Source organism: Rathayibacter sp. AY1B6, from assembly GCF_002932755.1.
Lineage (GTDB): Bacteria > Actinomycetota > Actinomycetes > Actinomycetales > Microbacteriaceae > Rathayibacter.
Genome location: NZ_PSWL01000019.1, coordinates 18,949 through 33,119, shown reverse-complemented (window position 1 = coordinate 33,119; position 14,171 = coordinate 18,949). Strand labels below are relative to the sequence as shown.

The window sequence follows — 14,171 nt, the reverse complement described above, 5'->3', positions numbered from 1 at the left end:
GGCGCGGTCGGTCCCCCCGGTGCCCTTGTTCCGCGTCAGGCACGGGGATCGTCCCGGATCGCGGCCAGGTCGGCGTCGGAGTAGGTCGCCCTGAGCTGCCGGTCGTTGCCGCCCTGCTCGATGTTCGCCGACATGAGCGAGACCCGCTGAGCGCCGGGGATCCCCGGCACGTCGAGCGCACGAGCTCGGACCTGCCGGGAGACCGCTCCGGCGCGGAGGGTGCACCGGTGCAGCCACAGGTCGTCGCCGTCGGGGCAGTGGTCCATGAAGGCGGTGCCGTGCCGCCGCGCCTCCTCGAGGACCGCCACGGGATAGAGGACGCCCGCGACTCCCGTGTTGAAGACTCGGGAGGACGCCTCGGTCGACGCTCTCATCGGCCACGAATCATAGGGCCGCACCCGGCCCTCGCGGTCGAACGTCATCTCCTTCGACCGGTAGGCCACGACGTCGTCAGGATGGGCCGCGCCGACTCGGACGAGCCCCGCCAGCCAGTCGCGCCCGTAGTGGACGTCGTCGTCGGCCGTGACCAGCGGGAGCTCGATCCGCTCGGCCTCCACGGCGTAGGGGTAGTACTTCTTGTGGGAGCGGTAGTCGGGGCAGGCGGCGATCTCGAGTCCTCGCCGCTGCAGGCGGAGCAGGCGACGGGGCAGGGGGCGTGACAGGTCGGACTCGCTCAGCCACAGCACGAGCCTGCGCGGGCGGGTGTAGCCGGAGCCGATCGACTCGATGACGAGGTCGACGTCCGGGATGCGCGGCCCGAACGAGGTGAGGGACACGGCCACCGGCGCGGTGCCCGTGAGCGGCGACGACCGCACCGCGCCGGTGGCCCGCCAGAGGGCGAAGCGCGCGCGCTTCGCAGCGGCGCTCGCCGCATGGCGCATGAAGGGCAGGATCGGCACGGGATCTCCTCGTTCTGTCGTCTGATCGGCCCGGGAACGCATGGTCGTGCGCTCGGCGGCATGCCGGCCGGAGGGCGCCGGCCCGGCCGCGGGACCGCACGGCGAGCGCCTCCTCGACGAGGAAGCCCGCCCAGCGTAGGAGGCCGCAGCCGCCTCGCGACCGATCGCGCACGTCCGACGCACAGAACGCGCCACCGACCGTCTCAGGGCACCGCAGCGCGCCTACACTCGCCGCAGTGCGGACGGCGGACGCTCGAAGCCGGATGCCGCCTCCGCTGCACGGGAGGCGCCTCTCGGCTGGATCCGAAGGAGACGATCGATCGTGACCGCCCGGACCGTCCCGCCCACCGGACGCGGACCCGCAACGCTCGGTGCCGCTGCTCCCGCGGACCTCGCCGAGGCGAGAGATCGACGGAGACGGCGTGGCCAGGTCCTCGTGATCGCGCTCGTCACCTTTGCGCTGGGGTCCTCGAGAAGCGTCGTGAACCTGCTGGTCGGCGGACGGGCCGCAGCTACCGCCACCTCGACCGGCACCGTGGTCGCGACAGGTGCGGGCGAGCTCGCCGGGAACGTCGCCGCCGCCGCCTTCGTCCTGGCCTGCCTCGGCGTCGTCGTCGCCAACGTCGCGCAGGTGCGGCGCTTCCCGCAGCTGACAGCTCTCATCCTCTTCCTCGTCTTCTTCGCGGTCGTCACGGTGGCCGACTTCGTCGCGAACGAGGCGTCCGGCCTCCGCTTCTCCTACTACGCGATCGCCGTCCTGCTCGTCGTCGGATGGAGCGTGCAGCCGCGCTTCGAAGACCTCGGGATCATCGGCGCCGTCGGGCTGCTCGTCGCCGTCGCCAGCCTCGCGCTCATCCCCTCCGGCACCGGGTGGATGTCCGAGAGCTACGCCACCCTCAACGAGAAGGCGCTGATCGGCGACAGGACGCTCGGCGGCATCTACCCGCAGGGGAACATCCTCGGCATGGTCCTGAGCTCGACCATGCCTCTGATGCTCCTCTTCAAGCGGAGGCTTCTCGGCCTCGCCTCGTTCGCCGTGGGTCTGTGGGCGCTCCTGCTGACCGCGAGCCGCACCTCCTGGGCAGGCCTCGCCGTGAGCACCGCCGTCGTGCTCGTCCTGCTGGCCGCGCGGAAGGGCCGGGTCCTCCGGATCCTCACCGTCCTCGGTGCCGTGGCGATCACGTCGGTGGTCGTGGCCCTCCCGATCCTCACGACCGATCCACTGGCCTTCACCGCACGGGGCCAGATCTGGATCTACTCGAGGGAGCACTGGGGGTCTCCGACGGCGCTCCTGTTCGGCAGCGGGCTCGATGTCTACGGGATCGGCGGTGCCATCGCCACGGCCCTCGGCGCTCCCTCCTATCACGGTCACAACGAGTTCGTGACTCTGATGACGACCTCGGGTCTCGTCGCCGCCATGCTCTTCGCCGTCCTGTTCGGACTGGCTGTCGCTCGCGTCCTGATGCTCCCGATCGGACGCCCGATGCGCAAGGTGTCGTACTTCCTGCTGACCCTGATCGGCATCTCGATCGCGGAGACGCCGCTGCGGATCGACACGGTCGACCTGCTGGCCTGGTGCACCTGGCTGCCGCTGGTGCTCTGCTTCTTCGCCGTGACCGGATCCGAGGGTCCGCTCGTCGCCGGCACTGCCGACAGAAGCCGTGCTCGTGCGGTCACGCCGCCGCTCGCCCTTCATCGCCTCGACCCGCCGCGCACCCCGAGCGAGCCGTCCGGGCGGCGCGCCGCCCCCTGGCGGTGACTCCGACCATGCCCTGGTCATGGCGGATCTCCGACGACGCCGCATGGGTCCGGACGGAGGACGCCGTGGTGGCGCTTCTCATCGTCGGCGCCGCCGAGCCGCTGGTGCTGAGCGACACAGCCGCCTCGATCTGGTCGGTGGTCGCGGCGGCGGACCCGCGCCACTGCACGACCGAGCTCGTCGTCGACGCGCTGGCAGACGCCTACCGCGTCGCGAGCGAGCAGATCGCCGGAGACGTCGAGCGCTTCCTGGCCGAGCTCCTCGAGCACGGGCTCCTCGAGCGCAGCTCCGCGTGAGGCGGTTCAGCCCGCGACGCGTTCGAGCAGCTGCGTCCAGGCCTCGCCCACTCGAGCAGGAGAGTGCGCAGAGGCCGCCCGCCGCATCCGCGCCGACCGATCCGCCCACTCGTCGTCATCGGACAGGAGCAGGGAGCACGCCCGAGCGAACTCCTCCGGGGTGTCGGCCACGAGCGCGGCCGACTCGAAGGACCCGAGGCCGCGAACCCCGTGGCGTGTCGACACGACCGGCTGGCCGGCCGCACCCGGTGCTCCCATCTTCATGTTCACTCCACTGCCCGAGAAGATCGGATTGACGAACACCCGCGCGGCGTAGAACGGGCCGGGATCATCGACCTCCCCGGCGAAATCGACTCCGGGAGTCTCGCGGAGGAAGGAAGCGAGGGAGCCGGAGGCTCGGCGGCCCGCGACCAGGAGCCGGACGTCGGGGCGGATCCGGCGGATCCGAGGGAGGACCTCCGCGATGAACCAGCGCAGCCCCGTCTCGGTGTGCGACTGGTCGAGGGATCCCACGAAGGCGACTCGGTCCTCTGCAACGACCGTGGGGCCCACCGGAAGCCGCGCGTCGTCGAAGACCGGAGGCAGGTACTCCACAGGGCCGCGGAACCGACGGTAGGCGCCGGAGTCCTCCGGCGAGATGACTCCGACCGCGGCGACGGCGTGGAGCAGGCCGGCGCGGACGGAGAGGCCGAGGCGGGCCGCCTCGGCCCGGAGATAGAGAGCGTGTCCGCCTCCTGTGTGGCGGGCGAGGGACCGGAGGAACGCCTTCTCGTCGTTGTGGCTTCGGAGGAGGACCGGTGCCCCGGTGCGCCGGCTCCAGGTGCGGGCGGCGCGCAGAGTCCACTCGTGGGAGGCCACGATGACATCGGGGTGGTACTCCGGGACGGGGCGCGGAGCACGACGCGATGCGAGCTGGTAGGGCTGTGAAGGCCGGCGGAGACTCGTGTGACCGAGCCCGCCACGCGGAACGAGCACGGCACCTGGAACCAGTGCCGTATGCAGGTCTCGGACAGCGGAGTCGACGGGCTCCCGGTGGAAGACCACCAGGTCGAGCTCGTGGCCCGCCTCGACCAGGCACCGGATCTCTCCGAGCAGCTCGACGCGTCCGCCGTTGGTGGTGGGGAAGAGCAGGTCGTCCGCGAGGAACAGGATGCGCATGGTGGCCTTTCCGATCAGTGCGCGCTCAGCGGCGCGGTGGAGCGAGGAAGTAGTGGACGACTTCTCGCAGCGACCCGCACAGGTGCGTGAGCGCTCGGGACCATCGCTGGAGGTTCTTGACGGCGAGCGACCGCAGTGAAGCGTCGGCGCGGAGGTCGGTGATGCGCACGACCTCGAGCGGGGCGAACACGGAGTGGAGGACCAGCCGCGGCTTCTCCCGCCACGGAGCCTGAAGTACGGCGATGATGCGCCGAGCCGAATCCGAGCTCGTACGGGTGTGCCACCGCCAGTTCCGCGAGAGGCGCGGATAGACGACGCCCTGGCTCTCAGGGAGCAGCTCGAGCACCTGGCGGAGCGGACCGACGGCTCCCGTCCCGAGCGCGAAGTCCAGCAGCTCGTGCGGGCGCTCCACTGCGAGGTCCCGGATCTCGTCGAGCTGGGCGGAGCCGTCGGACCGCGAGCGGAGCTCGTTCAGCAGGAGGATCCCGAGGTGGTCCCCGGACGACGGCACGGTGATCGCCCGGTGCGCGACATCGACCCTCGTGCGTCGCGACCACAGACGGTCGAACACCGCGCCCCACTCCTCCTCCATCCCGGGGAACCGGAAGTGCAGGTCGATGTCGCAGGGCCAGCTCGGGCTGTACAGCGTGATGGAATGCGGCTGCAGGAAGGCCTTGTCAGGATCCTCGGGGCGGACGAGCCATCCCCTGCTGCTGAGCTCGGCGACCAGGGCTGACAGGCTCTCCTCGGGGACGAGGACGTCCGTGTCGGACGAGATCCTCGGGGAGCGCAGACCTTGCAGCTGCGCCGTCGGACCTTTGACGAAGAGCACTCGCACGCCCACCCGGTCGGCCGCCGCCGCGACGAGCGCATGACAGAGGAGGACCGCGGCGGGAAGCGGGACGGCCCGGGGAGACCCGGCCGTCATCGGGACGGCGGGCGCGGTGTGCAGCACGGGTTCGTTCTGACTGTGCGCCGGCGCGAAGCGCACGCGCGCGCGTGTCGGGCAGACGATGCACCGGCGGATCGTGCACCGGCGGATCTGACACCGGCGGATCGCGGACTGATCGGGACCGCCTCCTCACTGGTTCGGGCCGCCTCGCGTCGAGAATGACGGACGGGAGCACAGCGCTCGAAGGCTATTCGCGGGCCCAGGACGGTCCGCAGCAATGGCGCGTTCCGTCAGAAGAGTGGCCCGCTGCGCTCTTTCGCGCCTCCGGGGCGTCGGCTCCTCTCGAGGACCGATCGCCTTGTGTAGCGTTGCGACCGTGCTGCACATCCGACTCCGCGCCGACTCGTCCGCTCCTCGCCGATCGGGGAGCCTGCCGCTCCTCCGTCCCATCGCGGCGGCCCGGGCGGTCGCCTCATGAGGGGCATCGTCCTCGCAGGCGGATCGGGGTCGCGCCTGTGGCCGATCACCAAGGGCATCTCGAAGCAGCTGATGCCGATCTACGACAAGCCGATGATCTACTACCCGCTGTCGACGCTGATGATGGCCGGGATCGACGAGGTCCTCGTGATCACGACGCCCGAGTACAACGACCAGTTCCGCGCCCTGCTGGGCGACGGGTCGAGCCTGGGCATGCGGATCGAGTACGCCGTGCAGCCGTCCCCCGACGGGCTCGCGCAGGCGTTCCTGATCGGTGAGGAGTTCATCGGCGACGAGTCCGTCGCCCTGGTCCTGGGCGACAACATCTTCCACGGCACCGCCCTGGGCACCGCCCTCGCGGCGAACACCACGATCGAGGGCGCCGTCATCTTCGCCTACCAGGTCGCCGACCCGCGCGCCTACGGAGTCGTCGAGTTCGACGAGCACTTCCGAGCCGTCTCCATCGAGGAGAAGCCCGAGCAGCCGCGCAGCAACTACGCCGTGCCCGGCCTCTACTTCTACGACAACGACGTCGTGGCGATCGCGAGGACGATCACGCCCTCGGCCCGCGGCGAGCTCGAGATCTCGACGATCAACGAGCGCTACCTCGAGGCGGGGCGGCTGAACGTCCAGGTGCTCGACCGGGGAACGGCCTGGCTCGACACCGGGACCTTCGACTCGATGATCGAGGCGACGGAGTTCGTGCGCGTGATCGAGCAGCGGCAGGGGTTCAAGATCGGCTGCATCGAGGAGATCGCCTGGCGCAACTCCTGGATCGACGACACCCGCCTCGCCGAGCTCGCCGCACCGCTGGTCAAGAGCGGCTACGGCGCCTACCTCCACCGCCTTCTCAGACTCGAAGGCGTGAACGCGGGCCGCTGAGCCCGGCCTCCCCGACCTCCCCGACCTCCAGGAGAACCCCGTGCGGATCCTCGTCACCGGCGGTGCCGGCTTCATCGGCAGCAACTTCGTCCACCTGACCCTGCGCGAGCGTCCCGACGCGCGGATCACCGTGCTCGACAAGCTCACCTACGCGGGCAGCCGCGACTCCCTCGCCCCCGTCGCCGACCGCGTGCGGCTGGTCGAGGGCGACGTCGCCGACGCCGAGCTCGTGGACCGGCTGGTCGCCGATGCGGATCTCGTGGTGCACTTCGCTGCGGAGTCGCACAACGACAACTCGCTGCACGACCCGACGCCCTTCCTCGCGACGAACGTCATCGGCACCTTCGCGCTCCTCCAGGCGGTGCGCGCGCACGACGTGCGGTACCACCACATCTCGACGGACGAGGTCTACGGCGACCTCGAGCTCGACGACCCTGCGCGCTTCACCGAGCGCACCCCCTACAACCCCTCCAGCCCCTACTCCTCGACCAAGGCCGCCAGCGACCTGCTCGTGCGCGCCTGGGTGCGCTCCTTCGGCGTGCGCGCCACGATCTCCAACTGCTCCAACAACTACGGCCCCTACCAGCACGTCGAGAAGTTCATCCCCCGCCAGATCACCAACGCCATCGACGGCATCCGCCCCAAGCTCTACGGCACCGGCGCCAACGTCCGCGACTGGATCCACGTCGACGACCACAACACCGGCGTCTGGGCCATCATCGACCGCGGCGAGATCGGCGAGACCTACCTCATCGGCGCCGACGGCGAGAAGAGCAACCTCGACGTCGTCACCCGCATCCTCACCGCCTTCGGACAGCCCGAGGACGCCTTCGACCACGTCACCGACCGCGCCGGACACGACCTCCGCTACGCCATCGACTCCACCCGCCTGCGCACCGAACTCGACTGGCGCCCCCGCTACACCGACTTCGACGCAGGACTCGCCGCCACCATCGACTGGTACCGCGCCAACGAGGACTGGTGGCGCCCCGCGAAGGCCGCCACCGAGAAGAAGTACTCCGCTCAGGCCTGACGCGGCCCGCCGGCTCGGATCAGCGCGGACCGACTCCGGTCGACACCCGGCCCGAGGGCCGCGGAGCGTCGCACGGGCCGGGGGTCCGCTTCGCGCGGGAACGACCGGACAGGACGATGCGGAGCAGCTGCAGCGGCTCGAGGAGATAGCGGGCCGCGAGGCGGCGCGGATCGCGGGCCAGACGGAACAGCCACTCCACGCCCAGGGCGCCCATCCACCGCGGGGCGAGCGCCTGGGTGCCGGCGATGTAGTCGAGGCAGCCGCCGACGTTCGCGAACGCCGCTCGCGGGGCGAGCTCCCGGTTCTCCAAGATCCAGCGCTCCTGACGGGGCATGCCCATCCCGACCAGGACGAGGTCGGCGCGGGCGAGCGACTCGGCGAGCGGCCGCTCCTCGCCGGCGCCGTGCCACTGCTGGTCGAATCCGTCGTACGCGAGCCAGGTCATCCGGGAGGTGCGGGCGGCGACCGCCTCCGCCGCTGCGGCCGACGACTCCGGCGTGCCGCCCACGGCGACCACCACCAGAGGCTCGTCGTTCTCGATCAGCGGGAACAGCCAGTCGGTGCTGCCGATGCGGTGCTGAGGCGTCAGAGGCGAGTCGACCGCCGTTCCTCGGGCGAGCGCCAGGATCGGCCAGCCGTCGATCAGCACCGTGTCGGCCTGCTCGCAGAACCGGCGGAAGTGCTCATCGGTCTGCGCCATGTAGAGCCCGTGCAGGTTCAGGTTCCCGATGATGCGGCCCCGGTGCTCGCCGGCGAGGATCTCGGCGATCATCTCCGGAGCGGTCCGGGCGTCCACATGACCGAGGTCGAAGGGGAGCGCGGTGCGCGCAGCGACTGTCATGCGGTCTCCTTCACGGAGGTGACGATGGTCTCGACGCGGCGGGCCCACGAGTGCTCGGCCCAGACGTCGCGCTGGCGGTCGGCCGCGACCCGGGAGAGCTCCGGCAGCGAGCGGACGCTCTCGGTGAGGACGCTGCGCAGGTCCTTCTCTCCCGCCGAGTCGTAGCAGACGACGGGGTAGCCCTCGCGCTGGAGGCCCGCCGTCACGTCGTGCCGGCTCGCGACCACAGGCTTGCCCGCGGCGAGGTACTCCCAGAGCTTCAGCGGGGAGAAGTAGCTGCCGTTGGCGCTGGAATGGCCGGCGAAGCAGAGGTCGACGCCGGCGAGGAAGGCGGGGACGTCGTCGGGGTGCACCCGTCCGCGGAAGGTGACGCGATCCGCGAGGCCGAGCTCGCGGACCTGCCTCTCCAGGTCGGCGCGGACCGGTCCGTCGCCGGCGATGTCGAGGTGGACCTCGCCCAGGTCCTCCGAGGCGAGCAGCTCGATCAGCGAGGAGACGTTCTGCCACGGGTAGAGCGTGCCGAGGAACCCGATCCGCGGGGTGCGGGTCCCGTCCACGATCTCTGCGGGGCGGTGCACGGTGTGGTCGACGCCGTTGGCGACGACGAGGATGCGCTGCCGGGGGATGCCGTACCGGGCGGTGAGCTGGTCGGCGAGGGCGTCCGTGACGGCGACGATCAGGTCGGCGCGGCGGAGCGTGCGTCCCTCCATCCACTCGGCGAGAACGCGGCTGGTGGTCGCCCGCCGCTCGCTGGTCGCCTCGACGGCGAGGAGGGCGTTGACCTCCAGGACCCAGACGGCCCCGGTGAGGCGACGGGCGAGGGAGCCGAGCTCCTGGAAGAGCGCGTACCGCTCGTAGGCGAAGTCGGCGGTCGACCCGGAGACCCGGCGCTTCAGCTGGAAGCGCGAGCGCACCCGGGAGACCAGCCGGAAGACGTCGGTCGCCACGATGGACAGGCGCGAGCCGGACATGCGGCTCTCGGACCCCTGACCGTGCACCGCCTCCGGCATGGTGTCCCCCACGATGAAGCGCTCGACCTCGACTCCGCTCTGCTCCAGGCCGTTGATCACGCCGAGGATGTGCGAGCGCGGGCCCAGACTCTCGGTGGAGGGCTTGGTCGACAGGCGCGGAGCGCCGGATAGATACAGTGCTTTCACGGGGCGATGCTCTCCAGACGGATCACTTGACGGTAACACCGGGCAATTCGGGTCCGAGACTGGTTCGGCTACCCGTTGGGGGGTCATGGCGGCGAGAATCGTTCACCTCGCTCGTGAGTCCGATCGATTAGCCTTCACCTCGGTTCGTCGAGTATTACAGACAGTGCAGGACGGTGGCATGACACCCGTTCGTCCGACCGACAATCATCGGATTCCCAAAGGGGACTTCATATCCTGAACACATTGAAAGGGAATCACGCGTGACCGATCCGGCCCCGAAGAGGAATACCGTCCGAGTCCTCCTCTCCGTCGCTCCGCCGGACGGAACCACGCGATTCGTCGACCAGGTGACGCGCTTCGCTCCCGAAGAGATCGACTTCTCCTTCTTCTCCTGGAGAAAGGCGTTGATCGGCGGATGGGACGTGTTCCACGTCCACTGGCCGGAATTCCTGATGAGAGGGAGATCGAAGCCGATAGCCGCGGCACGGACGGCATTGTTCGCGCTCTTTCTCGCTCGCTTGTCGCTTTCCCGGGGAAAGATCGTCCGCACTCTGCACAACCTCGAGCCGCACGCCCCCGGCGGTCGCATCGAGACGGCGCTCCTGTCCGCTCTCGAGCGCCGCACGGACCTCTTCGTGACCCTGACGGGGGTGACGCCGGTGCCGCGCGGTGCACGCTCCGTCCTCATCCCCCACGGCCACTACCGGGACGTGCTCCCGCTCGAGCACAGCGCTCCGGTGCAGCCGGGACGACTGCTGTACTTCGGCCGCATCGAGCCCTACAAGAACGTCGAGCGCCTGGTCGAGGTCTTCCGGGAGCTGGACGATCCGGAGCTCGTCCTCGGCGTCGTCGGCAAGGCGCCCGCGGCCCTCGCCGAGCGGATCGCGCGGGCCGCCGCTCTCGACGCCCGTGTCGCGACGCGCTTCGGCTTCGTGCCGGACGAGGAGATGGTCGCCGAGATGACCTCGTCGCAGCTGGTGATCCTCCCGTACACCGAGATGCACAACTCGGGCATCCTGCTGGTCGCGCTGTCGCTCGGCCGCCCCGTCCTCGTGCCGCGCACCCCGGCGAACGTCCTGCTCGCCGACGAGGTCGGGCAGGAGTGGGTACGCATGTTCGACGGCGGGATCGACCGCGACGACCTGCTCGCCGCCGTCCGCGCGACCGCCGATCTCCCCGCGTCGGGACCCGTCCTCGCGGGACGCGACTGGAGCGCCGTCGGCGCGTCCTACGCCCGCGCCTACCACCTCGCGGTCGACGCCCCTGTCGCTCGTGCCCGCCGAACAAGAGGGACCTCATGAGCACCCGCATCTTCGTCAATCCGAGCGGCCAGAAGGAGAACCTGGGCGACTCGGTGCTCCGCCGGGCGTACCTCGAGGCACTGCGCGACCAGGGACAGCTGCACGTCTACGCCGGCACCCACTCCGCGTACATCTCGGGACTGGGCCTGTCCGCGGAGGACGTCGTCTACCACTCCCGCTCGAGCTGGCTCCGCGCCGCCCTCGCCGTCGGCCCGCGCGGCTCCCGCATGGGCTTCGCGCTGAACGCGGGCGAATGGGTCCTCGATCGCCGCTTCCTCGTCAACTCCGCCTGGCAGACGGCGCTGCTGACCCGCTCGCGCCTCGGCGGCGGCCGTCCCGTCGCCCTCGGCATCGCGCTGCGGCGGGACCAGGGAGCTCTCCCCCGCCGGTGGTTCCGACGCATGCTCTCCCTGACCGGGACGACCAGCTGGCGCGACCCGGACAGCCGGTCCGACCTGGGCATCGGGACCGTCGCTCCAGACTGGGCCTTCGCGCTGGGCAGCGCGCCCGAGCGGTTCCGCCCTGCGGATCAGCGCCGTGCGATCGCCGTCGCGCTGAGGGGCGATCGCCCGGCCCCCACCGGAGTCTGGCTCGGGACGGTGCGCGCACTCGCCCGCTCGCTCGACGCCCGCATCGTCGTCGTCGATCAGATGCAGGAGGACGAGCAGCGCTGCGCCGAGCTCGCCCGCGACCTGGACGGCACCGTCCTGGGCTGGGACGCCTCCGTCTCGCACGCCGACCACGAGGAGCGGGTGCGCGAGCTCTACCGCGACTGCGCCGCGGTCGTCAGCGACCGGATCCACGCCCTCATCCTCGGGATGACCGAGGGCGCCGTCCCGATCGGCTTCACCACGAGCGACCCGGAGAAGGTGCGCCGCACGTTCGCCGCAGTCACGACCCTGCCGGTGGCCTTCGCCGAGAAGGACGTCACCGGCGAGGCGGACGCCCTGGAGCGGGCGCAGGCCCTGCTCGATCAGAGGGACCGGCTCCTGGCCGACCTCGCCGTCGGGCGGGAGCGCCTCGCCGGGCTCCGCGGCTCGCTCGCCCTCTGACCGCCGGGGCACCCGGGCCGGGAGTCCTCCGCGACCGGGGGCGCCGAGGGCGCCTCCGCGCCGTCAGCGCCGGCGGATCGCCAGGACGGTCCGCTGGAGGAGCCGCGCGTCCTCCCGGTAGGCGCGGAGGAGGAGGACGGCGAGCCCGGCGATCGCCAGGTCGATCGCGCCCACGATCAGCAGCTGGCCCAGGGCGCCGAGGCCGGTGGTCAGCGCCAGCGCGGGCAGAGAGACGACGACGATCGCGACACCGAGCGCGAGCGGACGGCAGGCCTGCAGGAGGAGCGCCCTCACGTCGATGCCGGCGCGCGGCACGGCGAAGAACGACAGCACCACCCAGTTCAGGACGAGGCCGGCGGTGCTGCCGATCGCGACGCCGATCGGCCCCCACACCACTCCGATCGCCATGAAGACGACCATGAGCGAGCGCGAGACGATGCTGAACCGCAGCTGGAGCCCGGTCAACGCCTTCGCCAGGAACACCCAGTAGTAGACGAACCCGAGCGCCTGGAAGACGCCGCCGATCGCGAGGATCCGGAAGATCGTCTTCGACTCGTCCCAGCCGGGGCCGAGCGCGATCTCAATGATCGGGTCGGCGAGCGCGGCTGCCGCGAAGAAGACTCCGCCCATGACGTAGGCGAGCACGAGCTGAGCCCGCTGCACGTACCGCTCGAACTCGGGGCTGTCCTTCATCCGCGAGAGCACGGGGAAGGCGACCCTGGTCATCGGCGCGGCGATCTGCTGGAGCGGCATCCGGAAGATCTGGTAGGCACGGTCGTAGACGCCCAGCGCGCCGGCGCCCCAGACCCGACCGATCAGCACACTGTCGGCGTTGCCGCTGATGTAATTGACCAGCTGCACCCCGACCGTGTTCGCGCCGAAGCCGAGGAACGCGCGCATGCCCTGCGTGCGCGAAGGCAGGCCGGGCAGCCAGCCGGCACCGATCACCAGGACGACCAGGGTCGTGACCGCGACCAGCAGCTGCTGGGCGACGAGGGCCCAGTAGCCGGCTCCTGACAGCGCGAGCAGGACCGCGCCGGTGGAGGCGACGAGCTGCGCCAGAACGTCGGAGGCGGCGAGCCAGCGGAACCGGAAGCGGCGGGAGACCTCCGCCTTGAACTGGGCCGTGACGGAGTTGACCACGAACACCGCGGACAGCGCCTGGCAGACCGGGACGAGCTCGTCGCGCCCGTAGAACGCCGCGATCGGCACCGCGAGCAGGAACACGATCCCGCCCAGCACCAGCCCGAGGAGGACGTTGATCCAGAGCAGGTTGTTGCGCTGGGCGTCGGTCACGTCGCTGGACTGGATCGACGCCATGGAGAGCCCGAAGTCGCCCAGGAGCGTCGCGACTCCGGCGATGGCCAGCACCATGGAGACCACGCCGTAGTCGTCCGGGCTCAGGAGGCGCGCGAGGACCGCGAGCGCGCCCAGCTGCAGGACGAAGCGTATCCACTGCCCGCCGAGCGTGGCAGCGGCGCCGCGGGCGGCGTCACCGGCGATCGTCACCGCGCGGCCTCGACGACGCTCCCCCAGAGATCGCGCGGGAAGGCCTCGAGCAGCGCGTCCGGACGCCAGTGCAGGGGCGGCTCGCCCCCGGCCTGGATCGCCTCGGCGACGGTCGCGGCCGGGGTGAAGCCCGCGCGGCCGGAGCCCTCGTAGTAGTCGCGGTACTTGAAGTCGGGCTCGCTCGCCGAGGCCACCAGCCGGGCCGGGATCCCCAGCGACTCCGCCACGACGATCGCGTGCAGAGACGAGCCGACGACGAGGTCGCTCGCCGCGATCGCACCCAGCACCTCGAGGACGGGGCGCGTCGGCTCGACGAGGCCGTCCTCCGCCCGAGGGGCTGTCCCGTCGGCGCGCATCCGGCGGAGATCGTTGAGGTTCGGGAGGACGGTCACCCGGCGGTCGGGAGTGCCGCGGCGCAGCTCCTCGCGGCCCCAGAGGGTGCCGACGAGCAGGCCCGGGTCGCCGTAGACCTCGGGGACGGCGATGCCCCGGGCGCGGAGGAAGCCGCGGGTCAGAGGGCCGCGGACGGCCCGGACGTCGAGGTCGGTGAAGTCGAACCGCGCGTCCAGCGACTTGCCGTTCGCACCGATGCCCCACAGGGTGTCCCCGTCGCGGGCGAGCTTGAGGATCGACCCCACGGCGAGCAGTCGGCGGCGCTCGGCAGCGGAGCCGGGCGAGATCCCCTCGCGCTGCAGGATCCGCTCCACGATCATCGGGCCGAGCAGATCGCCGAAGTTGTCGACTCTCCTGCGGATCGGCACGAATCGGGCCCAGGGGGCGCGACTGATCGGCTGTGCGGGATTCCAGTGGACCACGTCGATCTTCGGCACAGAAGTATGCTCTCCTCGTCCTGCGGCATGCGAGAATCACGACGCCGACCTAGACTAACGGCACTCGGCACAGCTGCCTCACCGC

The 14,171-nt window shown here is 71.0% G+C and carries 13 protein-coding genes; 6 read left to right on the top strand and 7 right to left on the bottom strand.

Annotated features, from left to right (window positions below; translation table 11 throughout):
• Nucleotides 1-35: 35 nt before the first annotated feature.
• On the bottom strand, nt 36-899 hold the full coding sequence (locus C5D08_RS16690; protein ID WP_146082484.1) for a hypothetical protein: 864 nt from the start codon (nt 897-899) through the stop codon (nt 36-38).
• A 481-nt stretch (nt 900-1,380) separates the two neighbouring features.
• Here C5D08_RS16690 and C5D08_RS17040 point away from each other — a divergent pair, with 481 nt between their 5' ends.
• Nucleotides 1,381-2,658, top strand: a complete 1,278-nt coding sequence (locus C5D08_RS17040) for an O-antigen ligase (protein WP_181109945.1) — start codon at nt 1,381-1,383, stop codon at nt 2,656-2,658.
• A gap of 8 nt (nt 2,659-2,666) precedes the next feature.
• Nucleotides 2,667-2,954 (top strand): PqqD family protein, encoded by a 288-nt coding sequence (locus C5D08_RS17035; RefSeq protein ID WP_181109942.1) that lies wholly within the window; start codon nt 2,667-2,669, stop codon nt 2,952-2,954.
• Between the two features lie 6 nt (nt 2,955-2,960).
• Here C5D08_RS17035 and C5D08_RS11295 read toward each other — a convergent pair whose 3' ends face one another.
• Entirely contained in the window at nt 2,961-4,112 is a 1,152-nt protein-coding gene (locus C5D08_RS11295; RefSeq protein ID WP_104277113.1) for a glycosyltransferase, read from the bottom strand.
• Nucleotides 4,113-4,137: 25 nt separating this feature from the next.
• The gene (locus C5D08_RS11290) at nt 4,138-5,067 is read right to left on the bottom strand and encodes a nucleotidyltransferase family protein (RefSeq protein ID WP_104355547.1); all 930 of its coding nucleotides are present in this window, start codon (nt 5,065-5,067) and stop codon (nt 4,138-4,140) included.
• A gap of 411 nt (nt 5,068-5,478) precedes the next feature.
• Between C5D08_RS11290 and rfbA the strand changes: the two genes are divergently transcribed.
• Nucleotides 5,479-6,363 (top strand): glucose-1-phosphate thymidylyltransferase RfbA, encoded by an 885-nt coding sequence (rfbA, locus tag C5D08_RS11285; RefSeq protein ID WP_104277111.1) that lies wholly within the window; start codon nt 5,479-5,481, stop codon nt 6,361-6,363.
• A gap of 40 nt (nt 6,364-6,403) precedes the next feature.
• Entirely contained in the window at nt 6,404-7,396 is a 993-nt protein-coding gene (gene rfbB / locus C5D08_RS11280) for a dTDP-glucose 4,6-dehydratase (RefSeq protein WP_104277110.1), read from the top strand.
• 19 nt (nt 7,397-7,415) lie between these two features.
• Here the strand turns inward: rfbB and C5D08_RS11275 are convergent, their stop codons facing one another.
• Together C5D08_RS11275 and C5D08_RS11270 are read right to left on the bottom strand one after the other, a co-directional pair.
• Complete coding sequence (locus C5D08_RS11275) at nt 7,416-8,237, bottom strand: WecB/TagA/CpsF family glycosyltransferase (RefSeq protein ID WP_104277109.1); 822 nt, start codon at nt 8,235-8,237, stop codon at nt 7,416-7,418.
• Entirely contained in the window at nt 8,234-9,394 is a 1,161-nt protein-coding gene (locus C5D08_RS11270; RefSeq protein ID WP_181109939.1) for a glycosyltransferase, read from the bottom strand. The genes C5D08_RS11275 and C5D08_RS11270 overlap by 4 nt, the downstream gene beginning before the upstream one ends.
• 518 nt (nt 9,395-9,912) lie before the next feature.
• Here C5D08_RS11270 and C5D08_RS11265 point away from each other — a divergent pair.
• Both C5D08_RS11265 and C5D08_RS11260 read left to right on the top strand, forming a co-directional pair.
• Nucleotides 9,913-10,695, top strand: a complete 783-nt coding sequence (locus C5D08_RS11265; RefSeq protein ID WP_181109936.1) for a glycosyltransferase — start codon at nt 9,913-9,915, stop codon at nt 10,693-10,695.
• A complete protein-coding gene (locus C5D08_RS11260) occupies nt 10,692-11,747 on the top strand; it encodes a polysaccharide pyruvyl transferase family protein (RefSeq protein ID WP_104277106.1) in 1,056 nt (351 codons plus the stop codon). Before C5D08_RS11265 ends, C5D08_RS11260 begins: the two co-directional genes overlap by 4 nt.
• A gap of 63 nt (nt 11,748-11,810) precedes the next feature.
• On the opposite strand, the gene C5D08_RS11255 is transcribed toward C5D08_RS11260, so the two are convergent.
• The gene (locus C5D08_RS11255) at nt 11,811-13,256 is read right to left on the bottom strand and encodes a lipopolysaccharide biosynthesis protein (protein WP_181109933.1); all 1,446 of its coding nucleotides are present in this window, start codon (nt 13,254-13,256) and stop codon (nt 11,811-11,813) included.
• Entirely contained in the window at nt 13,253-14,086 is an 834-nt protein-coding gene (locus C5D08_RS11250) for a polysaccharide pyruvyl transferase family protein (protein ID WP_104277105.1), read from the bottom strand. The genes C5D08_RS11255 and C5D08_RS11250 overlap by 4 nt, the downstream gene beginning before the upstream one ends.
• Nucleotides 14,087-14,171: the final 85 nt, after the last annotated feature.

What these genes read in the sequence shown, in the direction of transcription:
- C5D08_RS11275 (WP_104277109.1), bottom strand. Translation starts at nt 8,237, where the DNA reads ATGACAGTCGCTGCGCGCACCGCGCTCCCCTTCGACCTCGGTCATGTG.
- C5D08_RS11260 (WP_104277106.1), top strand. Translation starts at nt 10,692, where the DNA reads ATGAGCACCCGCATCTTCGTCAATCCGAGCGGCCAGAAGGAGAACCTG.
- C5D08_RS11295 (WP_104277113.1), bottom strand. Translation starts at nt 4,112, where the DNA reads ATGCGCATCCTGTTCCTCGCGGACGACCTGCTCTTCCCCACCACCAAC.
- rfbA (WP_104277111.1), top strand. Translation starts at nt 5,479, where the DNA reads ATGAGGGGCATCGTCCTCGCAGGCGGATCGGGGTCGCGCCTGTGGCCG.
- C5D08_RS17035 (WP_181109942.1), top strand. Translation starts at nt 2,667, where the DNA reads ATGCCCTGGTCATGGCGGATCTCCGACGACGCCGCATGGGTCCGGACG.